18 protein-coding genes are annotated in these 21,775 nt (G+C 68.8%); 2 read left to right on the top strand and 16 right to left on the bottom strand.

Going from position 1 to position 21,775, the window contains the following annotated elements:
• Positions 1-88: 88 nt before the first annotated feature.
• The 4 genes from ACGFNN_RS02340 to proB all read right to left on the bottom strand — a co-directional run bounded on the left by ACGFNN_RS02340 (position 89) and on the right by proB (position 3,903).
• On the bottom strand, positions 89-667 hold the full coding sequence (locus tag ACGFNN_RS02340; RefSeq protein WP_362668158.1) for a hypothetical protein: 579 nt from the start codon (positions 665-667) through the stop codon (positions 89-91).
• Between the two features lie 76 nt (positions 668-743).
• Positions 744-2,027 carry a glutamate-5-semialdehyde dehydrogenase gene (locus tag ACGFNN_RS02335; protein ID WP_393552058.1) on the bottom strand — a complete coding sequence of 428 codons (1,284 nt, stop codon included), beginning with the start codon at positions 2,025-2,027 and terminating at the stop codon, positions 744-746.
• Positions 2,028-2,123: 96 nt separating this feature from the next.
• Positions 2,124-2,609 (bottom strand): hypothetical protein, encoded by a 486-nt coding sequence (locus tag ACGFNN_RS02330; protein ID WP_365522130.1) that lies wholly within the window; start codon positions 2,607-2,609, stop codon positions 2,124-2,126.
• Between the two features lie 130 nt (positions 2,610-2,739).
• Positions 2,740-3,903: a glutamate 5-kinase gene (proB, locus tag ACGFNN_RS02325; RefSeq protein WP_393552056.1), complete on the bottom strand. Its 1,164-nt coding sequence runs from the start codon at positions 3,901-3,903 to the stop codon at positions 2,740-2,742.
• Positions 3,904-4,151: 248 nt separating this feature from the next.
• On the opposite strand from proB, the gene ACGFNN_RS02320 reads away from it, so the two are divergent.
• A complete protein-coding gene (locus ACGFNN_RS02320) occupies positions 4,152-5,576 on the top strand; it encodes a polysaccharide pyruvyl transferase family protein (RefSeq protein WP_393552054.1) in 1,425 nt (474 codons plus the stop codon).
• A gap of 193 nt (positions 5,577-5,769) precedes the next feature.
• Here the strand turns inward: ACGFNN_RS02320 and rfbC are convergent, their stop codons facing one another.
• From rfbC to rplU, 12 genes are all read right to left on the bottom strand, one after another.
• Positions 5,770-6,366 carry a dTDP-4-dehydrorhamnose 3,5-epimerase gene (rfbC, locus tag ACGFNN_RS02315; protein ID WP_393552052.1) on the bottom strand — a complete coding sequence of 199 codons (597 nt, stop codon included), beginning with the start codon at positions 6,364-6,366 and terminating at the stop codon, positions 5,770-5,772.
• Positions 6,367-6,461: 95 nt separating this feature from the next.
• Positions 6,462-8,462 (bottom strand): glycosyltransferase family 2 protein, encoded by a 2,001-nt coding sequence (locus ACGFNN_RS02310; protein WP_393552051.1) that lies wholly within the window; start codon positions 8,460-8,462, stop codon positions 6,462-6,464.
• A 245-nt stretch (positions 8,463-8,707) separates the two neighbouring features.
• A complete protein-coding gene (locus ACGFNN_RS02305) occupies positions 8,708-9,559 on the bottom strand; it encodes a hypothetical protein (RefSeq protein WP_393552050.1) in 852 nt (283 codons plus the stop codon).
• Positions 9,560-9,792: 233 nt separating this feature from the next.
• Positions 9,793-10,671 carry a dTDP-4-dehydrorhamnose reductase gene (rfbD, locus tag ACGFNN_RS02300; RefSeq protein ID WP_393552049.1) on the bottom strand — a complete coding sequence of 293 codons (879 nt, stop codon included), beginning with the start codon at positions 10,669-10,671 and terminating at the stop codon, positions 9,793-9,795.
• Between the two features lie 124 nt (positions 10,672-10,795).
• Positions 10,796-11,782, bottom strand: coding sequence for a dTDP-glucose 4,6-dehydratase (rfbB, locus tag ACGFNN_RS02295; RefSeq protein ID WP_365522109.1), 987 nt, complete (start codon positions 11,780-11,782; stop codon positions 10,796-10,798).
• Positions 11,779-12,846: a glucose-1-phosphate thymidylyltransferase gene (locus ACGFNN_RS02290; RefSeq protein WP_393552047.1), complete on the bottom strand. Its 1,068-nt coding sequence runs from the start codon at positions 12,844-12,846 to the stop codon at positions 11,779-11,781. Before ACGFNN_RS02290 ends, rfbB begins: the two co-directional genes overlap by 4 nt.
• A gap of 159 nt (positions 12,847-13,005) precedes the next feature.
• The gene (locus tag ACGFNN_RS02285; RefSeq protein ID WP_393552045.1) at positions 13,006-14,256 is read right to left on the bottom strand and encodes a glycosyltransferase family 2 protein; all 1,251 of its coding nucleotides are present in this window, start codon (positions 14,254-14,256) and stop codon (positions 13,006-13,008) included.
• Positions 14,257-14,521: 265 nt separating this feature from the next.
• Positions 14,522-16,627 carry a hypothetical protein gene (locus ACGFNN_RS02280; protein ID WP_393552044.1) on the bottom strand — a complete coding sequence of 702 codons (2,106 nt, stop codon included), beginning with the start codon at positions 16,625-16,627 and terminating at the stop codon, positions 14,522-14,524.
• A gap of 226 nt (positions 16,628-16,853) precedes the next feature.
• Positions 16,854-18,353, bottom strand: a complete 1,500-nt coding sequence (locus ACGFNN_RS02275; protein WP_393552042.1) for an SDR family NAD(P)-dependent oxidoreductase — start codon at positions 18,351-18,353, stop codon at positions 16,854-16,856.
• Positions 18,354-18,668: 315 nt separating this feature from the next.
• Positions 18,669-20,105, bottom strand: coding sequence for a GTPase ObgE (gene obgE / locus ACGFNN_RS02270; RefSeq protein ID WP_393552040.1), 1,437 nt, complete (start codon positions 20,103-20,105; stop codon positions 18,669-18,671).
• Positions 20,106-20,244: 139 nt separating this feature from the next.
• On the bottom strand, positions 20,245-20,502 hold the full coding sequence (gene rpmA / locus ACGFNN_RS02265; protein ID WP_014045902.1) for a 50S ribosomal protein L27: 258 nt from the start codon (positions 20,500-20,502) through the stop codon (positions 20,245-20,247).
• Between the two features lie 14 nt (positions 20,503-20,516).
• Positions 20,517-20,837 carry a 50S ribosomal protein L21 gene (gene rplU, locus ACGFNN_RS02260; RefSeq protein WP_014045903.1) on the bottom strand — a complete coding sequence of 107 codons (321 nt, stop codon included), beginning with the start codon at positions 20,835-20,837 and terminating at the stop codon, positions 20,517-20,519.
• Between the two features lie 275 nt (positions 20,838-21,112).
• On the opposite strand from rplU, the gene ACGFNN_RS02255 reads away from it, so the two are divergent.
• Positions 21,113-21,724, top strand: a complete 612-nt coding sequence (locus ACGFNN_RS02255) for an acyltransferase (RefSeq protein WP_393552038.1) — start codon at positions 21,113-21,115, stop codon at positions 21,722-21,724.
• The last annotated feature ends 51 nt before the right edge of the window (positions 21,725-21,775 follow it).

Genomic DNA, 21,775 nt, shown 5'->3' with positions numbered 1-21,775 from the left:
GGAGCGGGCCCGTGGCCCGGTGGGCAGCGGCGTGACCCTCACGAAGCGGCCGGGCAGCGGCACGGCCGATGAGTGCGGGCGACGCCGCTCAGGGGATGCGGGGGACGGCCGAGACCGCCGGACGGGAGGCTCCGGCCGGGGCCGACGGAATCGCACCGGGCTCGTCCACCCCGCTGGTCACCGGTGGAGGCACCTTGTCCTCACGGTCACCCGCCGCTCCGCGGTAGACGGCGCTGAACGCCAGCGCCACCATCCCGATGCCCATCAGCAGAGCGAGGATCCAGGCGACCGGCCGGTGCCAGCGCGCCGCACCCCGGTACGGGCGCAGGGAGCCGCCGTGAGGGCCGTACGGGCCGTCCGGGGGCCCGTCGGGGTCGTGGGAGTCGTCGAACGCCCGCTCGCGGGCGTACAGGCCGTCCGGCACGTAGTCGTCGTAGAGGTCGTCGTCCAGCGCTCCGGCACCCGAGCGTGCCTTGCTCGCCTCGGCCTCTGCGCGGGCCTGCGCCGCGGCCAGCAGACGCTCGACAGCGGTGGGTTCGTGGATCTCGGCGGACCTGATGAAGTCCTCGTCGAACACCACGGAGGCGAAGTCCTCGTCCGCGCCCCCGCGGTCGTCGTCGGGCTCCCAGCCGTCCGGGAACGGCCTGCCCCCCACGTCGTCCGGCACGGTTTCAGCGTAGCCCCGGCGGGGCCGTTCCGGGCAGAGAGCCCGCAAAGTCGGCTCTCTTCCCGCCGGGAGCGCTTCAGCGGGTGTGGCCGTCCCCGGTCACGATGTACTTCGTGGACGTGAGCTCCGGCAGCCCCATGGGCCCACGGGCGTGCAGCTTCTGCGTCGAGATGCCGATCTCCGCGCCGAACCCGAACTGGCCGCCGTCCGTGAAGCGCGTGGACGCGTTCACGGTGACCGTCGTGGAATCCACCAACTGGGTGAACCGGCGGGCCGCGGCCTGCGAGGTGGTGACGATCGCCTCGGTGTGACCGGAGGACCAGAGCCGGATGTGCGCCACCGCCGCGTCCAGCGAGTCCACGACCGCGGCCGCGATGTCGTACGAGAGGTACTCGGTCTCCCAGTCCTCGGCCGTCGCCGCCACGACCGTCGCCTTGGAACCCTCGGCGTACCCGAGCACCCGCTCGTCGCCGTGAACCGTCACACCCGCCTCGGCCAGCGCATCCAGGGCGAGGGGAAGGAACTCGTCGGCGATGTCCTTGTGCACGAGGAGGGTCTCGGCGGCGTTGCAGACACTCGGACGCTGGGCCTTGGAGTTGACCAGGATGTCGACGGCCATGGCGAGGTCGGTCCGGGCGTCGACGTACACATGGCAGTTGCCCGTGCCGGTCTCGATGACGGGCACCGTCGACTCCTCCACGACGGTGCGGATCAGGGAGGCCCCGCCCCGGGGGATCAGGACGTCGACCAGACCGCGGGCCCGCATCAGTTCGCGGACCGAGTCGCGGTTCTCGCCGGGGACCAGCTGCACCGAGTCCGCCGGCAGACCGGAACCTCCCACCGCGTCACGGATCACCCGCACGAGTGCCGTGTTCGAGGCGTAGGCGGAGGAGGAGCCGCGGAGCAGGACGGCGTTGCCGGACTTGAGGCAGAGAGCGGCGGCATCGACCGTCACGTTGGGCCTGGCCTCGTAGATGATGCCGACCACTCCGAGCGGTACCCGTACCTGTCGCAGGTCGATCCCGTTGGGGAGCGTGGAGCCTCGGACCACTTCGCCGACCGGGTCGGGCAGGGCCGCCACGTCACGCACGTCGGCCGCGATGGCGCGGATGCGTTCGGGCGTGAGGGTGAGCCGGTCGACGACCGACTCGCTGGTACCCGCCGCCCGGGCCTTCGCCACGTCCTCGGCGTTGGCCTCGACGATCTCCCCGGTACGCACCTCCAGCGCGTCCGCGATCGCCAGCAGCGCGTCGTCCTTCGCCGCGCGCGGGAGTGGCGCGATGTCGTCGGCTGCGGCGCGTGCCCGGTAGGCGGCCTGGGCGACCGGGGACATGTTGTCGTACGGCGAGAGCGTGGTCATGCCCGCAGAGTAGTGCGCACACTGCGGGCGCCCGGCACACATCCCGTGATACGAGACGGACGTACCGGCCCCCGAACACCCGGCGTGGAGGCACGGTCAGTACGGGTGGACCCCGACCGGAGCCGCGGGCGGCGGGCCGTAGCCCTCGGCGACCCTCAGGTGGTACGTCTCCCGGTCGATGACCTCCAGGCCCACGATCTCCCACGGGGGCAGCTTCGCGCTGGAGCGGTGCTCCCCCCAGAGCCTGAGCGCCACCGCCGCCGCGTCGTGGAGGTCACGGGCCTCCTCCCAGTAGCGGATCTCCGCGTGGTCGTTGGCGTAGCGGCTGGTCAGCAGGAAGGGGTGGTCGTGCGCCAGCTGTTCCAGCCCGCGCCTGACCTCCTGCAGCGGCGTCTCACTCCCGGACACGCTGAGGGTGATGTGCCACAGCTTGGAGCGGATCCGTTCCTCGTCCCTCACCGCCGGTTCCTGCTCGAAGGGCTGGTCGGCCGGCGTGCCGACGAAGTCGGCCCCCGCTCCGACGCTGGTCAGGGCGCGGCTGCCCGTTCCGCGGGGCGGCGCCCCCGGGCGCGCTCGTCTCACCGGCGGCCTCCTGTGAATGTGTGGCTGTGCTGACCCCTTTGTGTCCCAGGGACAAAGTTGACCAGCCCGGAGCCCGGTGTGGGGTGGTTTTCGTGAAGGTCTCCGCCCACGGGCGGGACTTTCAGCCGTTTCAGGGGGCCGTACGGGGCGTCAGGACGACGAGATCGTCCCTGTGTACGACTTCGCGCTCGTAGGCGGGCCCCAGTTCACGGGCGAGGTCGCGGGTGGACCTTCCGAGCAGCTGGGGGATCTCCTTGGCGTCGAAGTTCACGAGCCCGCGGGCGACCGCGGTGCCGGAGGGGTCCCGCAGCTCGACCGGGTCACCGGCGGAGAACTCGCCCTCGACCGCGGAGATGCCGGCGGGGAGCAGGGAGGTACGGCGCTCGACCACCGCGCTCACGGCTCCGTCGTCGAGGGTGAGGGCTCCCTGCGGGGTCGAGGCGTGCGCGAGCCAGAGCAGCCGGTCCGCGGAGCGGCGGCCCGTCGGATGGAAGTAGGTTCCCGTCTCGCGCCCCGCGAGGGCGTCCGCGACGTGGCTCGCCGAGGTGAGTACCACCGGGATTCCCGCGGCGGTGGCGATCCGGGCCGCCTCGACCTTGGTGACCATGCCACCGGTGCCGACCCCGGCCTTTCCGGCGCTGCCGATGGTGACGCCCTCCAGGTCGGCCGGCCCCGTGACCTCGGCGATGCGGGAGGTCCCCGGCATGCTCGGGTCCCCGTCGTACAGGCCGTCCACGTCGGACAGCAGCACCAGGAGGTCGGCGTGGACGAGGTGGGCGACCAGGGCGGCGAGCCGGTCGTTGTCACCGAACCGGATCTCGTCGGTGGCGACGGTGTCGTTCTCGTTGACCACGGGGAACGCGCCCATCTCCAGCAGCTGGTCCAGGGTGCTGTAGGCGTTGCGGTAGTGGGCGCGCCTGCTGGTGTCGTCGGACGTGAGGAGCACCTGCCCCACCCGTACGCCGTAGCGGGCGAAGGAGGCGGTGTACCGCGCGACGAGCAGGCCCTGGCCGACGCTCGCAGCGGCCTGCTGCCGCGCCAGGTCCTTGGGCCTGCGGACCAGGCCGAGCGGGGCCAGGCCCGCCGCGATGGCGCCACTGGAGACGAGGACCATCTCGCGCTCCCCGCCGCTCCTGACCTTGGCGAGCGCGTCCACCAGCGCGTCGACCCGGTCGGCGTCGAGCCCGCCCGCCGCCGTGGTGAGCGAGGACGATCCGACCTTGACGACGATCCTGCGGGCACCGGTGACACCCGGCCGCCCCACCCTTCCGTCACCTGAGGGTGTGCCCGTCACGCCTTCGGTCTCCGCTGCCGCGCCTCGAGATTCCCTTGCCCCTGACACGTACGCCCGTCCCCACATCACGTCGTCCTGCTCGGTCGCCCCAAATCTACGCGAGGCAGGGTGGGGGCACCGCGCCGTCTCAGCTGCTGTCGCAGCCGTCCTCTACATCGTGGAACGGTTGATTCAGGCCGACCGACATACGCCTGAATGGAGTCATTTACGTAACCTCCACCAGCCGTTCATCGGGCTACCCTCTTTATGTGACAGATGAACCGGCCCGCCAGAAGCGCATCCTCCTCCGATCAGGCAAGAGCCCCTTCGATGTGGCTTCGCTCGAGCAGTCCCTCCACAGAGATGTCTTCGCAACCAACGCGGGCAATCTGATCTTCAGCGATGCGGCGCACAAGCTGCTGACGACCCCGCGGGCCGAGGTCTTCTCGAACGGCATTCGCACCGACCCGTCGGCGGCGGCCCGGATCAACGAGGAGTTCGACGTTTTCGTCGTGCCCCTGGCCAACGCGTTCCGGCCGACGTTCGAGCGCCCGCTGAAGCGGATGACCCAGCTGATCAAGAAGCTGCGCATCCCGGTCGTCGTCCTCGGGGTCGGCGCCCAGGCGGATCTCAAGTACAACGCGAACCGGCTGAAGCCGATGGAGCCGACGGTCAAGGAGTTCGTCTCGGCGGTGCTCGACCACAGCGCCTCGATCGGCGTGCGGGGCGAGTTCACCGAGCAGTACCTGAAAGGCATGGGCTTCCGGGACGTCGAGGTGATCGGCTGCCCCTCGATGTTCATGCACGGCGAGACGTTCACCCTCCAGAAGACGACCGAGTCCCTGACCACGGAATCCAGGATCTCGGTGAACGGCTCGCACAGCGCGGTCCGTTCACACGGCCTGGACGCGATCATCCGGCAGGCGCACGCCCGCTACCCGCACCTGAGGTTCGTCGGGCAGAACCTCCTGGAGGCGGAGCTGCTCCACTGGCGCGAGACGGCCAACCCGATCGGCGCCCAGACCTCCATGCCGACCCATCCGTCGCACCCGATGTACCGCGAGGGCAAGGTCCGGATCTACGTCGACCCGGCCACCTGGATCGAGGAGCTACGCGCGTTCGACTTCTCCTTCGGCTCCCGCATCCACGGCAACATCGCGGCGCTGCTGGCCGGTGTTCCGAGCACGGTGCTCTGCAGCGATTCGCGCACCCTGGAGCTCTGCCGCTACTTCGGCATCCCGCACCGCAAGATCTCCGAGACGCCGAAGAACATCGACCCGGCGGAGCTCTACGAGGCGGCCGACTTCAGCGAGCTGGTCAACGGCCACAAGGAGCGCTTCCTCCGCTTCACCGGCTTCATGGAGAAGAACGGCCTGGAGAACACCTTCCACCACGGTGACCGGGGCAAGGCGTTCGACGCCCAGCTCTCCAAGCTGGCCCTGCCGCCCGCCGTCCGCCCGTGGACCGAGACCGATCCCGACGCGATGAGCAGCCGGCTCAGCTTCATGAAGCACCGGATGGACGAACTGGCGGAACAGAACGCCCTTCTGCTCGGCCAGCTCGAACGGAAGAACGGCCGCCCGATCGACATCAAGGTGCAGCGCGGCGCCGGCGCGGCCGCGTGGCCGTCCGCCTACCGGCGTGCGCGGCAGGTGGTGGGCCGCCCCGTCCGGAGGTTGCTGCGCCCGGAGTAGCGGGCGTCGGCCTCCGCCGCACGGCGGGGGCCGTCGGGGCCGCGCCCGGCGGGCAGCACGTTCGCGCGCGCATCCCCCGGGCGTGGACGTCCGTCGGCCACGTCGCCCGTGAGGTGGCCGCGTACCGGGGGTGCCTCCCCCGCGTGCCGGCAGGGCCGCTCCGGAGACAGCCCTGCCGCACGGAAGCGCCCCGTCAGCGTGCGCGCAGTTGCTCCCGGAACGAGACACAGTCCTCGTAGCGGGGCAACAGGCCCTGCTGTTCCGCCTCGGCCAGGGTCGGAGCCTGTTCGTCCTTCTGCGAGAGCAGCGGTGCGATGTCCTCGGGCCAGGCAACGGCGAGGTCGGGATCGAGCGGGTTGATGCCGTGCTCGCGCTCGGGTGCGTAGCCCTCGGAGCAGAGGTACACCACCGTGGCGTCGTCACTCAGCGCGAAGAAGGCGTGTCCCAGTCCCTCGGAGAGATAGACGGCGTGATGGCTGACGTCGTCGAGCCGTACGATCTCCCACTGCTTGTACGTGGGGGACCCGACACGGATGTCGACGATGACGTCGAGAACCGCGCCACGGACGCACTTCACGTACTTCGCCTGGCTCGGCGGTACATCCGCGTAGTGGATGCCACGCAGGGTGCCGCGCCGGGACACCGAGCAGTTCGCCTGGACGAGGCTGAGGTCCTGGCCCGTCGACGTACGGAACTCCGCGCCGCGGAACCACTCGTGGAAGCTGCCGCGGTCGTCGGGGAACACCTTCGGCTCATGCACCCAGGCGCCTTCGATGGACAGAGGTCGCATACTTTTCTGCTTCTTTCTCAACGTGCTTGCACACGCTTGGTGGGACGCACCCTCCGGTTGGCGGGTGGCCGGCGGTTGCCGGGGCGGACGTGACCTCAGCCGAACAGGCTTCGCCTGAGTCGTCCTGCCACGCGGCCGGGGAAGGATCCCTTCTTCCTGGCCACAGGGGCGGGCTCCGCCGGGACGGCCGGCGAGGGGCTCGGCGTTCCTGCCGCGCCGGTGGTGACGGTGCCGTCCGCTGCGACCAGAAGAGCGGTGGGGAGCGGGGTCCACCGCGGCTTGCCGCGCTGGGCGGACGGCAGCCCCAGACCCATGTCCCAGGTGTGGCCGGGCAGCAGACCGGCGGGCAGTTCCGCCGTGAGTACGGAGCCTCGCGCCTGTGCGGTGAGCGCGCCCTCCGTACGGACAGCGGGGATACCGGCCGCCTTGAAGCGCAGCGCCACGGTCCCGGTCTCGGCTCCGGGGTCCACGTCGACGGGGAGCGGGAGCACGACGCGTCCGTCGCCGACCCGGATGTCCTGCGGGGCGAGTGCCCGCACGTCACGGTCGATGCGGCTGGTGGCGAGGTCCACGTCGAGCGAGAGGTTGCCGTGGGGTTCGGTCCAGTAGGGCAGGACCACCCGATGGGGCGAGCCGCTCAGAGTGCCGCGCCGGCTCTCCTCCACCTGGTCGGAGCGCACGGATCCCAGCCGGGACTCCTTGGTCCAGCCGCAGGAGCTGATCCGGACGAGGATGTCCCAGATGCCCTTGCCGAGTGACGCCCCGTTGGCCGCTGTCTCCGGGTCGATGGTCGCGACGGCCCGCAGTTCCTGCCGGAACGTGACGTCGTCCCCTCCTGGGATCCGCTCCCGTGTGAAGTCGACCGGCTGGAAGAACTCCGCGGCGGTGGACCGTTCGCGGACGACCAGGTCGACCTTGGACCTGTCCACGGGCGCCAGGGTGCTGACGCCGAGGGCCTCGATCGTGGCCAGTGTCTCCTGCGCGAGCGGCGGCGCGAGCGTGTCCTTGCCGTCCTCCGAGCGGAAGGTCATCGGCACGCCCGACACCTCGTACTCGGCGGTGAAGGCGACCTTGAGCGACCCGCCGTCCCAGCCGAGGCTCTCGAGCCGGCCGACCGGCTTGATGCCGGCCTCCCAGCGTGCCAGCTCTTCGATGTCGGCGAGGCGGTCGTCCACGACGAGAGCCGCGACTATCTGCTGGGTCGGCTGCATACCGGCGGCGACACCCGGTCCGAAGCGCTCGGTGACCACACCGCGGATCTCGGTGAAGATCTCCTGCCGGTAGTCCTCCGGAAGGTTGAGCAGACGGTTGCCCCGCAACCGCTCGACCATCTCGTTGCGCAGCCAGCGGCGGAACATGCTGTCCCGGAGCTGGCCGGGTTCCGTGTACTTCTCGACGATGTCCAGCGCTTCACGGAGGTTGCCGTAGTAGCCGACGGGGTCGAAGCGCTGGAAACCCGCGTTCGAGGCGTCCTCGCGCTTGATGTGGTAGTAGCACAGGTAGTCGCTGAGGACCGAGATGTTCGCGGCCCGGAGGTAGGTCTCGACGACGAAGACATGGTCCTCGAGTCGTCTGCGCCCCTCCCGGAACGTGATGTTGTTGCTCTCCAGGAACTCCCGGCGGAACATCTTGTGCGGCGTCAGGCTGTCCATCAGCGGGGCGCTGGAGACGTCGGCCCGCGGACGGTTGACGCGGAAGAGCTCGACGGGGACCGGACGCCCCTTGCCCGCCATCTTGCCGATGATGACATCGGCGCCGTTCTCGACCCCGTAGCGGTACATCCGCTCCAGCGCCTCGTCGCCCAGCCAGTCGTCGTTGTCGACGTACATGACGAACTCGCCCCGGGCCGCCGCGGTTCCGACGTTACGGGGCTTGCCCGACCAACCCGAGGACTCCTGGTGGATGACGTGGATGTTCGCGTGCGCGGCGGCGATCTCGTCCAAGCGGGCGGGGGTGGCGTCCGTCGAACCGTCGTCGACGAAGATCGCCTCGAACTCGTCCTTCGGCAGACTCTGCCGCAACAGCGAGGAGATGCAGTCCTCGATGTACTCACCCGGGTTGTATACGGGAATGACGACGCTGACCTTGACGGACATGCAGAACCTCATTTGATGATCAGGGAAAATCGGCACCGCATCCCACCCGGGACGCCCGCCGGTCAGGATATATCGAGGGCGAAGGCGCCTTATACAACGAAGGCACGGTAATCAGGCACGAACAGCGAGTGACCGGACAACAGAAAATGGGAAACCTGACCGACGGGCACCGAAGAGCCGATCAGCGATGCGCAGTGCCCGACGGATCCCAAGAATGGGCACCGAACGAAAACCGGTGCATGGTTTCAGCTCGCCGCGTTCTCCTGGCTGTAGCGCTTCTTGAGCACTCGCTTCTTGTTCGTACCTTCGGCGTTCCTACCCTTCTCGATGATGACAAGGTTGTGGTAGAAGTGCATGCCCACGATATTCAGGTCGGTGTATGACGGCGCGTAGTCGGCGTCCACGAACTCCTCGTAGTTGATGCCGTCGGCCAGCCTTTTCAGCATCGACATGCTCGTCTTGGGGTCATCGCGGTCCTCGCTGCCCTGCCATTCCGGCCAGTACGAGGTCTGAGTGTCTTCGACGGCGTAGATACCGCCGTCGCGGAGCAGCGGGAAGAGCGTCTCGAACGTCGTGAGGATGTGCGGGCTGAGGTGGCTTCCGTCGTCGATGATGACGTCCAGGGTGCCCACCTTCGCCGCGACTCCGACGAGGGAGCCGGGGTCCGACTGGTCACCGACGAAGGTGGTGATCCGGTCCTCGTCGACGAACGACTTGTCCTGGATGTCCATGCCGAAGATGTGGGCGTTGGGGAAGAAGTGCTTCCACATCCGCAGCGAGGCACCCCCCTGCCCTGCCCTGCTGTAGCCACCCACACCGATCTCCAGGAGATTGATGGGCTCGTTCTTCAGGTGCTGGAGGTGCTTCTGGTAGTGCTGCGCATACCTGTGAGTCCCCCACTTGTCCGTCCTGAAATGCTTGGCCAGCTTGCAGAGGTCTCCGGAGATCGCATCGATTCCCGTAGGCTTGGCGGGACGAGGAGCGGGAGTGGGTGCCCCTGCGAATTTCCTCCGGTAGCGGCGCAGCCGCTTCCATCCCTCTTCGCCGACGATTTTCCTGACCATCCTCTTCGCAGCCGTAGCCGCCTGTGTTGCCATGATACGGATCCCCTTCCGTGTGGAACACTTCGCGGGCGTCACACCGGTGAGACTGACACCCGAAGCCGGGCCGAGCCGTGGTTCAGCCTTCCCAGGAAGCGGATCCGATTCGTCCGGCCCCATCGGGCCGAGAACGGCAGTCCGCCCACCGAAAGGCCTTTCGCGCCGAGTCGACCGGGCTGATGGGCAGTGAACTTACTGCGTCCGGACGACAGACGGCAATCATCAGAAGTTCAGGATGCTCCGAGCAAGGACGGAAACGCTTCGGCCAGCGCGTCACGCCAGTCCCTGATGGGCTCGATTCCGGCATTCTTCCAGCGGTCGTGTCCCAGCACGCTGTACGCGGGGCGGGGTGCAGGGCGCGCGAAGGCGGCGCTGTCGGTCGGGCGCACACGCTCCGGATCGGCGCCCAGCCTCTCGAAGATGGCCTGGGTGAAACCGAACCAGGTCGTCTCGCCGCCGCTGGTCCCGTGGTAGACGCCGGCCGGTGCGGTTCCGGCCAGAGCACCCTGCCCCAGCCGCACAAGCCGGTCGGCGAGGTCGGCCGTCCAGGTGGGCTGGCCCCGCTGGTCGTCGACGACGTCCAGCGTGTCCTTGACACCTTCGAGCTTGATCATCGTCCGGACGAAGTTGCCTCCGCCCGCCCCGTAGAGCCAGGCTGTCCGGACGACGTATCCGGTGCTGGGCAGCAGGGAGCACACCGCCTGCTCACCCACGAGCTTGGTGCGCCCGTAGGCACTGCGGGGCCCGGTGGGGGCGTCCTCCGGGTACGGCTCTCCGGCCGTTCCGTCGAACACGTAGTCGGTGGAGACCTGGATCAGTACGGTTCCGCGCTCGGCGCAGGCCTCGGCGAGCAGGCGCGGACCGTCGCCGTTGACGCGCAACGCCTCGCCCTCCCGGGTCTCGGCGTCATCCACCGCCGTCCAGGCCGCGCAGTTGACGATCACAGCGGGGTTGTGCTCCTCGACGGCCCGGCGTACGGCGTCGGGGCTCGTGATGTCCAGCGCCTGACGGTCCAGGCCCACCGCGGACTCCCCGTCCCGGTCGAGCCGGGTCAGGACGTCCTGTCCAAGCATCCCGCCCGCGCCGGTGACCAGCCAACTCCTGCTCATTACCGCTTTCCGCCCTTTCATCGTGCCTTTTCCTCGTGCCTGTCGCCGTGCCCGTGGGTCGCCGGCCAGGGCACCCCGCCACGGCGCCCGTCGACGTCGGCGCCCACGACCCGGCCGCCGGAACCTACAGCGCCGCCCGGTCCTTCAGCGGCTCCCACCAGGCACGGTTGTCGCGGTACCACTGCACGGTCTCGGCGAGGCCGGTGGCGAAGTCCTTCCGGGGCTCGTAGCCGAGCTCTTCACGGATCTTCGTGCAGTCGACGGAGTACCGGCGGTCGTGGCCCTTGCGGTCCTCGACGTAGGTGACGCTGGTGTCCCAGTCGGCACCGCAGGCTTCCAGGAGCAGTCCGGTGAGCTCCTTGTTGGAGAGCTCGGTGCCGCCTCCGATGTTGTAGACCTCGCCCGCGCGGCCCTTCGTACGCACGAGTTCGATGCCCTGGACGTGGTCGTCGATGTGCAGCCAGTCGCGCACGTTGGCGCCGTCGCCGTACAGCGGCACCGTCTTGCCGTCCAGGAGGTTGGTCACGAAGAGCGGGATGACCTTCTCGGGGAAGTGGTGGTGCCCGTAGTTGTTGGAGCAGCGCGTCACCCGCACGTCGAGTCCGTGCGTGCGGTGGTACGAGAGGGCGATCAGGTCGCTGGACGCCTTGGCCGAGGAGTAGGGGGAGTTGGGCTCCAGCGGGTGCGTCTCGGGCCAGGAGCCCTCGTCGATCGAGCCGTAGACCTCGTCGGTCGAGATGTGCACGAAGGTCTTGATGCCGGCCAGGTGCGCGGCGTGGATCAGGGTGTGCGTGCCCACGACGTTCGTACGGACGAATTCGGCTCCGCCGTCGATGGAACGGTCCACGTGGGACTCGGCGGCGAAGTGCACCACCTGGTCGTGCTCGGCCATCAGCTTGCCGACGAGCTCGGCATCGCAGATGTCCCCTTCCACGAAGCTGAAGCCGGGGTGTTCGCGGACCTCGTCGAGGTTGGCCGGATTGCCCGCGTAGGTGAGCTTGTCGAGGACCGTCACGGCGACGTCGCCCGGTCCCTGAGGGCCCAGCACGGTGCGGACGTAGTGGGAGCCGATGAATCCGGCCCCGCCGGTCACCAGGATGTTGGTCGTCATGAAGAGATCTGAACCTTGCTGTGGTCACCGAGCACGAGCCGGTGGGCGGACGGGTTGCGGGGCGCGGGCGTCACTTCGACGTCCCGGCCGATGAGGCTGGCCTCGACGCGGCGTACGCCGGAGAGGGACGCGCCACGCAGAACGATGGAGTACTCGATCTCGCTGTCCTCGATCCGGCACCCCTCGGAGACAGAGGTGAAGGGGCCGACGTAGGAGTCGCTGATGACCGCGTCGGCCCCGATGATCACCGGGCCGACGATGCGGCTGCTGGTGACGCGAGCGCCCGCCTCGATGCGCACCCGTCCGATGATCTCGCTGCTCCCGTCGACCGTGCCCTCGGTGACCGGCTTCAGTGTTTCCAGGACCGAACGGTTGACCTCCAGCATGTCGGTGACGTTGCCGGTGTCCTTCCAGTACCCGGAGATGGTCGTCGAGCGGACGTCGTGCTGATGGTCGATCAGCCACTGGATTGCGTGGGTGATCTCCAGCTCGCCGCGCCAGGACGGCTCGATCGACCGCACGGCCTCGTGGACCGCCGGAGTGAAGAGATAGACGCCGACGAGGGCGAGATCGCTCTTCGGCTCCTTGGGCTTCTCCTCCAGGGATGCCACCCGGCCTTCGGCGTCGAGCTCCGCGACCCCGAAGGACGTCGGGTTCGGCACCTTGGTCAACAGGATCTGGGCCTCGGGACGTTCGACACGGAATTCGTCGACCAGAGCGGTGATGCCACCGACGATGAAGTTGTCACCGAGGTACATGACGAAGTCGTCGTCACCGAGGAAGTCGCGTGCGATGAGCACCGCGTGGGCCAGGCCACGCGGCTGGTCCTGGGGGATGTACGTGACGTCGATCCCGAGGGCGGAACCGTCGCCGACCGCCTCGCGGATCTCGGGAGCCGTGTCGCCCACGATGATCCCCACGTCGGTGATCCCTGCCTCCGCGATGGCTTCCAGCCCGTAGAAGAGGACAGGCTTGTTCGCCACCGGGACCAGTTGCTTCGCCGACGTGTGCGTGATGGGACGCAGACGGGTGCCCGCCCCACCGGAGAGTACGAGAGCCTTCACGTTGTACCTGTCTCGATCATATGGAGGCCATGTGGGCGACCATGTAGATTATGCGAGTTTATCTCTGCGTTCCCCACAGTTGGGCCACGAGGCACCCACACAGGGAGTGTCCACCCCTCGCGTGCGGCGAGTGGACCACTGCCGGCCCCCGCAAGGGCCTCAGCCGACGGTCAGCCGCTTTCGGCATGCCCTGACGCCCCGGCGCAACCGCCGGAGGGCCCGGCGCGCCGCCGACGGGCGCGGCACCGCCACGCGGCGCGGCCTGCGGACCCGGGTGCCGCCGTGCCAGTCGGGCACGGTGACCTGGTAGTTCGTGTCCTTGAGCCCGGCCTCCGCGACGCGGAAGTACGGGTAGGCGAGGAAGAGCTTGTCCCCCTTCTCCGAACTGACCAGTTCCGGGACCGTGCCCGCCTTCTGGAACGACAGCACACCGGCCAGCAGGTCGAGTCGGCCGCTTGCGACGCAGGCCAGCCTCAGCCGTTCGGCAACCTTGATCCGGCGGGCCACTCCGTCGGACCAGTAGAGCCGCATCAGCGGAGCCGCCAGTTCCATCCTGTGCCGCTGCTCGTCGGGCGGCTGCCTCAGCAGAGCGGGACCGAACTGCTGGAGCATGCCGACGGTGAAGGGCCTGACCATGAGGAGGTCGCGCTTGGGACCGGCCGGCTCCAGCCTGTGGATGAGAGCCATCATGGCTTCCATGGCGTCGAAGCGCGGAACGTAACCGCCTCGCCTGGTCGCGTGCTTGCCGTCGTCGCGGCCGACCAGGTAGTAGCAGGTGTGGTCGGCGACGACGGACACACCCGCGCCGCGCAGGTACGCCTCCATCGTGAAGAGGGCGTCCTCACCGGTCGTCAGCTTGCGGTCGAAGCGCAGACCGATGCGCTCGATCATTGCCCGGCGGAAGAGCTTCTGCGCGCTCAGCGTGTAGATGACCTTGGACCGGTGGACGTCGACCCGCTCCTCGGTCCGGCCCCACATCGACTTGGGGGCGCCCCTGTTGACGCCTACCGCCTTGCCGAGCACCACATCGGTGCCGGCTCGGTCGCCCATCGCCACCATCCGCTCAAGGGCTTCCTCGCCGAGGTAGTCGTCCGCGTCGAGGAAGAAGACGTACCGTCCACGAGCGAGTCCGAGTCCGACGTTCCGCGGGCCGCTGGGTCCGCCGGAGTTCTCCTGGCGCACCACCCGCGTGGCGACGGAGGTCCGCTCTGCGAACTCCTCCAGGTACTCACCCGTACCATCGGCCGATCCGTCATCGACCGCCACGATCTCGATACGGCCGGCCGGAAGCGTCTGCGCCTCGACGGACGCCAGGCAACGCTTCAGGTACGGCATCGCCTCATAGGCCCCGATGATCACGGTGACGTCCGGCGCGTCAGTAGTCGCATCCGGCACGGTGTTGGCGCCCATCTTTCCCCGATTCGCACAAAAGGTATGAGTCAGGAGAAACGATAGAACGACGGTCATCCCCCGTTACTGGTACGGACACGCCGAACGGCCCGTACGTTCCCCTCCCTCAGGAAGAGACTGACGGGCCGTCGAGTAGGTTGCGCCAGGAATCGAACAATCCCCGGTACAGGGGGTAACAGCTGGGTAACTCCGGACGAACGGCGGCGCCCGGCCGGCCCCTCCGTTCGGGGCCGGCCGGGCGCCGGATCGTTCGTCTCGCCTGGGTTCAGCGGAGCGCCGAGGGCCCCGCTCCGATACCGGCGTCGGCTTCAGGGGCGTCCGGCTCGTCCGGGTCGACCGCGGCGTCCACCTCGGCGATGACCTCGGCCGTACCGTCGCCGGTGCCGCTGGAGGCGGCTTCGGCATCGGGCAGGGGTGCGGAAGGCTGCTGTCCGCCCACACGCTGGGCGACACCCACGTTGCGGGCCTCCGCCTTGGCCGCGAGTGCCACGACCGCGGCATTGAACTGCTCCATCGAGGTGGGCTCGTCCGGACCCAGCAGATAGGTCTTGAGCTCGTGCCGCGCCTCGGCCAGCGGGTCGTTCGCCGGATCGCTGACCGCCTGCAGGAGCGCGTCGATCTCGCTCGCACTGTTGGAGAGGATCACGGCCGCCCTGACCGCGGTGTTCTGGCGCTTGAACTCCTCCGCGCCGAGCTCGGCGGAGTCCGTCACCGCGTACGGCTTGCCGCTCGCGATGAAGTCGGAGACCACGCTGGAGATGTCCGAGGCCATGGCGTCGGACTGGTTGAAGCAGTCGTACAGCTTCGGCTGCGCACCGGTGACCGTGATGTGCTCCCACCAGCCGAACGAACGCCAGTACGCGTCGTTCAGCTCGGCCCGCAGGGTGGCGATCTCCGCCTGGCGGACCGGGTCGGCGAGCGAGACCCTCGACTCGTCCGACTCGTCGCCGCCGGCGCGGGCCGCCTGGGACAGCTCCGCGAGGCGCGCCTCGATACGAGCCGCCTCCGCCTTCGCGGCCGCATGGCCCTCGGCCGCGTCGGCTGCCTCCTTCACCCAGCGAGGCTCGGCCGCGCGCTTCTGCGCGGAGATGGCGATCAGGTTCTGGATCCTGGCGTTGACGGCCTTCGCCTTGGCGCTGCGGATTCCCGTGAAGGGGTGCGGCTTGTAGATGACCCGGACCGGGTTCTCAGCGGCCAGCAGCCTGCGGACGATGTTCTCACCGGCGAGCAGCAGCGAGGTGTTGCCGGGATTGTCGTCCCAGCCCTCCCAGGTGGGCGCGTAGAGCACCGTCGGAACGGGGTTCCTCGTGGTGCCGTCCCAGCTCTCGATCGGAGCCAGCTGCGGACGGCCGACCTCGACGATGTCCTCGTCGCGGACGCCGACGTCGGCCAGGGCGTAGCGGTCGCGGCCCGCACGGCCGGCTGTCCACACCTCGTCGTACACCTTGGAGTACGGGTTGACGCTGGCCAGCTTGTCGCTGTCCCCATGGCCGATGAAGACATGCTTGGCCGTGGGCACCCGCAGCATGTGGATGTTCTTGCCGACGTTCGCCGGATAGAGGCACACACGGACGGTGGAGAGGTCCATATTCATCAGGTGGGTCCCGGCCGGTACGCAGATCACGGGGACGGAGGTGTCCGCGAGCTGCGAGACCAGGTTGCGCTCACGCATGATGATCAGCGGGCGCCCCTCCACCGCCGCCATGGTGTCCAGCCACATGTTGCCCTGGTAGGCGGACTCGCTGGAGCCGGAGAAGTAGAGGACCACGGTCGGCTGGTACTCGCCGAGCCAGGTGTCGAGAGCCTTCAGCACGGCGGGAGCCGAAGGTGCCCGGCGGCCACGGCGCAGGTACGGCACGAGCAGGGCGTTGTAGCCGAGCGCGAGCAGCAGCGTGACGGCAGCACCGATGTATCCGATGAGGTCCTCACCCGTACCGGCCGCGATCAGGACACCCACCACGGCCGGCAGATCCAGGTGGAGCATCTTCTCGCTGGCCCTGTGCAGCATGTGGCGCGGCGGGCCGTCGGGGATGCGGACCGCGTGCAGGTCCACGTTGCGCGTGACGATCGGCAGGCTGCGGCGCAGCCGGATCAGCGTCGTGAGCGCCCCGTGAGGAGCCTGCAGCCCGTAGAAGAGCAGGAAGCACGCGACCGCGGCGTAGAAGAGGGGCTCTTCCGCGAGGTCCAGCCGGGCCAGAAGCAGGATGATCATCAGCTGGCGGAGCAGGAAGCGGATGGAGAGACCCGCCCGCACTTTTCCGAGCCTGTTGACCAGATAGCTGCCGCGCTGGTGCAGGTACCAGTCCGAAATGTACGTGACAGCCGTGGCCGCCGCGAAGAACCAGATATCGGGGAGAAGAGCGGCGATCATGACGCAGGGATAACCCAGCATCATCAGTATCGCTGCCGCCAGTTCTGACCGACTGCCCACACGGGCCAGGCGGATAGCTGTCGAGATCACGAAGAACCTGCTCCAGGGGGTGCCGGTTGTTTCACGTATTGAGGGAAATGTGAAGATGCGGCTTCACGCATTCGGGCCTCCGGAATACACCGTGCGGTGATTCCAGAGGCCCGAAAAGCACATTTGTCAAGAATTATTACACATCTTCTTGACGGTCCAGGACCGAGGCCAGAGCCTGCTCGAATCCGGAGGCCTCGGCGGCGTCGCGGGTCGGGTCCTGCTGCCGTACATCGATCACATGACCCGTCATCGCGGACAGGAGCACGTCCAGCGAGGTGCGGGCCACGGCCTCCGAGGAGAGCAGGGAGCCCTCGGGCTCCTGCCCGAACGCCTTGGTCCGCATGGGGGTCGCGGTGCGCTCCGGGTTCACGCAGTTGACCCGGACGCCCTCGCCCGCCCACTCGTCGGCGAGCGCCTGGGTGAGGTTGACCATCGCGGCCTTGGTGGAGGAGTACAGGCTGTACTCGGCGCGCCCGCGCGTGTAGCTGCTGGAGGTGTACAGGAGCAACTGCCCCTGGGTCTCCGCCAGGTACTTGTACGAGGCGCGGGCGATCTGCACCGGTGCCAGGTAGTTGACGTTCAGGGCTTCCTGGATCGTCGCGTTGTCGGTCTCGGCCAGCTTGCCGATCCGCAGCACGCCGGCGGTGTTGATGACGTAGTCGATGCGGCCGGTCTCGGCGTAGGCCTTGGAGAGCGCCTCGTCGATGTGCTCCGGGTTCTCGACGTGCGTACCCGTGGTCGAACGGCCCAGCGGGTACACACTCGCGCCGTACTGCTCGGCCAGGGCGGCGATGTCCGCGCCGATGCCGTACGAACCGCCGAAGACGACCAGGGTCTTGCCCGAGAGCAGCTCACGGTAGGCGGCCTCGTCGGCCTGCTGGGGAGCGGCGGTGGAGGCCAGCTGGAAGAGCTTGTCGGTGATGAAGACGTCGACCGGCTGCGTGACCTTCATGTTGTACTCGTCGCCCGCGACCACGTAGATCGGCACGTCGGGGAGGTACCTGAGCACGACCGAACAGTCGTCGGTGGCCTGGAAGTTCGGGTCCCCCGCCGCGACCTCGTACGCCCGGCGGATCGTGGAGAGCTTGAACGCCTGCGGGGTCTGGCCCCGGCGCAGCCTGGACCGGTCGGGGACGTCGGTGATGAACTCGCCGTCCTCGCCGTGGGTCCGGGTCACGATGATCGTGTCGGCGGAGGGGATCGCCACATCGACGGCCTGGTAGCGGTCGAGGGCGTCGACGCAGTCCTTGATGACCCGCTGCGACAGCAGCGGGCGGACGGCGTCGTGGAAGAGGACGTTGCGGTCCTCGCCTTCCGCGAGCCCTTCGCCGAGGGCCGCGATGGCACGCTCGGTCGTCTCGTTGCGGGTGCTGCCACCCTCGATGACCTTGATGACCTTGGTGAGCCCGGCCTTGGCGACGATCTTCTCGACGTCGGGAACGAAGCCCGGCGCCATCAGCACGATGACATCGTCGATGCCCTCGGCGTTCTGGAAGATGGTCAGCGTGTGCTCGATGACGGCCTTGCCGGCGATCTTCAGCAGCTGCTTGGGGATCGACAGGCCCACACGTTGGCCGGTCCCACCGGCGAGCACGACCGCTGTGGTCCGGGGCTTGGCTTCATGCGGCACAGACACAGACGACCTACCTTGCGATGACAGGGGGAAACAGTGTGATGGTCGCACTCTCCGCGACCGTCTCGCAAGGCGGACGTTTACCGGCGCTCGCCCCCGGGAAACCCGCAGTTCACCGTCTGGCCAGGCAGATTGGCTCTTCCGGAGCCGCGGCACGCAGTGACAGACCCCACATACGTGTTACCCAATTCTCACATGAGCGAGGGCCGCGCATCTGTCACCTGGCACTTTCCCGTGCCTCCCCGGGGTCCCCGCGGTCGGGGAGGACCCCGGGGAGCGGGGTCCGGGTCATGGGGGGGGCAGGCACCCCCATCCCTGTCAGAAGGGGTCGAACTCGTCGTACTCGCGCTGCGCGGAGTCGCGCTCGGCCTCGCGTTCGCGGCGGCGCTGCGCGGCGGGACGCGGAGCCTCCATGCGGTGGTCCTCGCCCCGGCGGCCGAGCATCTCTGCACCGGCGGCCATCGTCGGCTCCCAGTCGAATACGACGGCGTTCTCCTCGGGCCCGATGGCCACGCCGTCACCGGCCTGGGCACCCGCCTTGCGGAGCTCGTCCTCGACACCGAGACGGTTGAGGCGGTCGGCGAGGTAGCCCACGGCCTCGTCGTTGTTGAAGTCGGTCTGGCGGATCCAGCGCTCGGGCTTCTCACCCCGGACGCGGTAGATGCCGTCCTCCTCCACCGTCACCGTGAATCCGGCGTCGTCGACGGCCTTGGGACGGATGACGATGCGCGTCGACTCCTCCTTCGGCTTCGTGGCCCGCGCCTCGGCGATGATGCCCGCCAGGGCGTAGCTGAGGTCGTTGAGGCCCTTGTGCGCGATTGCCGAGACCTCGAAGACGCGGTAGCCGCGCTCCTCCAGGTCGGGGCGGATCATGTCGGCGAGGTCCTGGCCGTCCGGGATGTCGACCTTGTTGAGCGCGACGATGCGCGGACGGTCCTCGAGACCGCCGTACTGCCGCAGCTCCTCCTCGATCATGTCCAGGTCGGAGAGCGGGTCACGGTCGGACTCGAGCGTCGCGGTGTCCAGGACGTGCACGAGCACGGAGCAGCGCTCGACGTGCCGCAGGAACTCCAGGCCGAGGCCCTTGCCCTGGCTGGCTCCCGGGATGAGTCCGGGGACGTCCGCGATGGTGTAGACGGTCGAGCCCGCGGTGACGACCCCCAGGTTGGGCACCAGGGTCGTGAACGGGTAGTCCGCGATCTTCGGCTTGGCGGCCGAGAGCACGGAGATCAGCGAGGACTTGCCGGCGCTCGGGTAGCCGACGAGTGCGACGTCGGCGACGGTCTTGAGCTCCAGGACGATGTCCCGGCTCTCCCCCGGCTCACCGAGCAGCGCGAAGCCGGGTGCCTTGCGGCGGGCGGAGGCCAGCGCCGCGTTGCCGAGTCCGCCACGGCCGCCCTGGCCGGCCACGAACGTGGTGCCCTGTCCGACCAGGTCGGCGAGGACGTTACCGGCCTTGTCGAGCACGACGGTGCCGTCCGGCACGGGCAGGACCAGGTCGGTGCCGTCCTTGCCCGAGCGGTTGTCCCCGGCGCCGGGCTGGCCGTTCGTGGCCTTGCGGTGGGGGTGGTGGTGGTAGTCGAGCAGCGTGGTCACCGACTGCTCGACGACGAGGATGACGTCTCCGCCACGCCCGCCGTTGCCCCCGTCGGGGCCGCCCAGCGGCTTGAACTTCTCACGGTGCACGGAGGCCACGCCGTGGCCTCCGTTACCCGCGGCGGCATGCAGCTCGACGCGGTCCACGAAGGTGGTCATGGTGGGGCCTCCAGGTACTGCGGGAAAATACGGAATTGTCTCTAGACGTAACGCGCCGAGGGCGGACCCGCTTCCCCGGTGACCGGGAAAGCCGAGATCCGCCCTCGGAAGGTGCTGAGTCGTTCAGCCGTTGCCTGGATCAGGCAGCGACGGGAACGATGTTCACGACCTTGCGGCCACGGTGGGTACCGAACTCCACCGCACCGGCGGTCAGCGCGAACAGCGTGTCGTCGCCGCCACGGCCGACGCCCGTGCCCGGGTGGAAGTGGGTGCCACGCTGGCGGACCAGGATCTCACCGGCGTTGACGGCCTGACCGCCGAAGCGCTTCACGCCGAGCCGCTGAGCATTGGAATCGCGCCCGTTCCGAGTGGACGATGCGCCCTTCTTGTGTGCCATGTCTCCTCAGTCCCTTACTTCGCAGCCGCGGGGATGCCGGTGACCTTGATCGCCGTGTACTGCTGGCGGTGACCCTGGCGGCGGCGGTAACCGGTCTTGTTCTTGTAGCGAAGGATGTCGATCTTCGCGCCCTTGTGGTGGTCCACGACCTCGGCCTGGACCTTGATGCCGTCCAGCACCCACGGGTCGCTGGTCACGGCGTCGCCGTCGACAACGAGCAGGGTCGAGAGCTCGACCGTGTCGCCAACCTTGGCGGTGGAAATCTTGTCAACCTCAACGATGTCGCCGACAGCAACCTTGTGCTGGCGACCACCGCTGCGCACGATGGCGTACACGCGGATCTCTCTCTCACTCGGAACGGATCCCCTGATGCCAGCCGCCCGCACGGGCCGGGGCCCGCGACAGTCCGGAAGGATGAGCGGCCTCCCCCGGGGACGGATCACCGGGAGGGATGTGCTCAGGGGGTAGGCGCACAGAAACACGCCGAGGGTCAAGGGTACGGGGCACATCTCAGGGGGTCAAACCGGCTCCGGCCCGCCGCCGCCTACCGGACATCGCCCCTCCACGACCATACGCTCTGTCCCGATCCGTCCCCCGAAAGGTGCCGCGCGTGAACATCAGGGTCCTGCCCACCGCTCAGGTCGACCGGAGTGCCGAGGTCGGTGAAGGAAGCAGCGTCTGGGAGCTCGCACAGATCCGTGAGGGAGCGCGGCTGGGGAAGGGCTGCGTGATCGGCCGCGGCGCCTACGTGGGAGCGGGCGTACGGATCGGCGACAACGTCAAGCTGCAGAACTTCGCCCTCGTGTACGAGCCGGCCGTGCTCGGGGACGGTGTGTTCGTCGGCCCCGCCGTGGTCCTCACCAACGACCGCAACCCGCGCTCCGTCACCCCCGGGGGCGAGCTGAAGCACGGTGGTGACTGGGAGGCCGTGGGTGTGGAGGTCGCGGAGGGCGCCTCGCTCGGTGCCAGGTCCGTGTGCGTCGCGCCCCTGCGGATCGGCCGATGGGCCATGGTGGCGGCCGGGGCCGTGGTGACTCGGGACATCCCCGACTTCGGCCTGGTCGCGGGGGTGCCGGCCCGCCGGATCGGCTGGGTGGGGCGCAGCGGCGTCCGGCTCGTCGAACGGGCGGACGAGCCGGGTGTCTGGGAGTGCCCGCGGACCGGAACCCTGCACGACGAGTCCGGTGGTGTCCTCGTGGAGCGCGCCGCCCGGGCTCTCTGAACACCGGCTCGTCCCACGGGCGGGGAAGCACCGTTCACCGCGGCCGCGGGC

It is taken from the genome of Streptomyces sp. NPDC048590 (assembly GCF_043199535.1).
Classification (GTDB): domain Bacteria; phylum Actinomycetota; class Actinomycetes; order Streptomycetales; family Streptomycetaceae; genus Streptomyces.
This window is presented reverse-complemented; position numbering and strand designations above follow the sequence as displayed.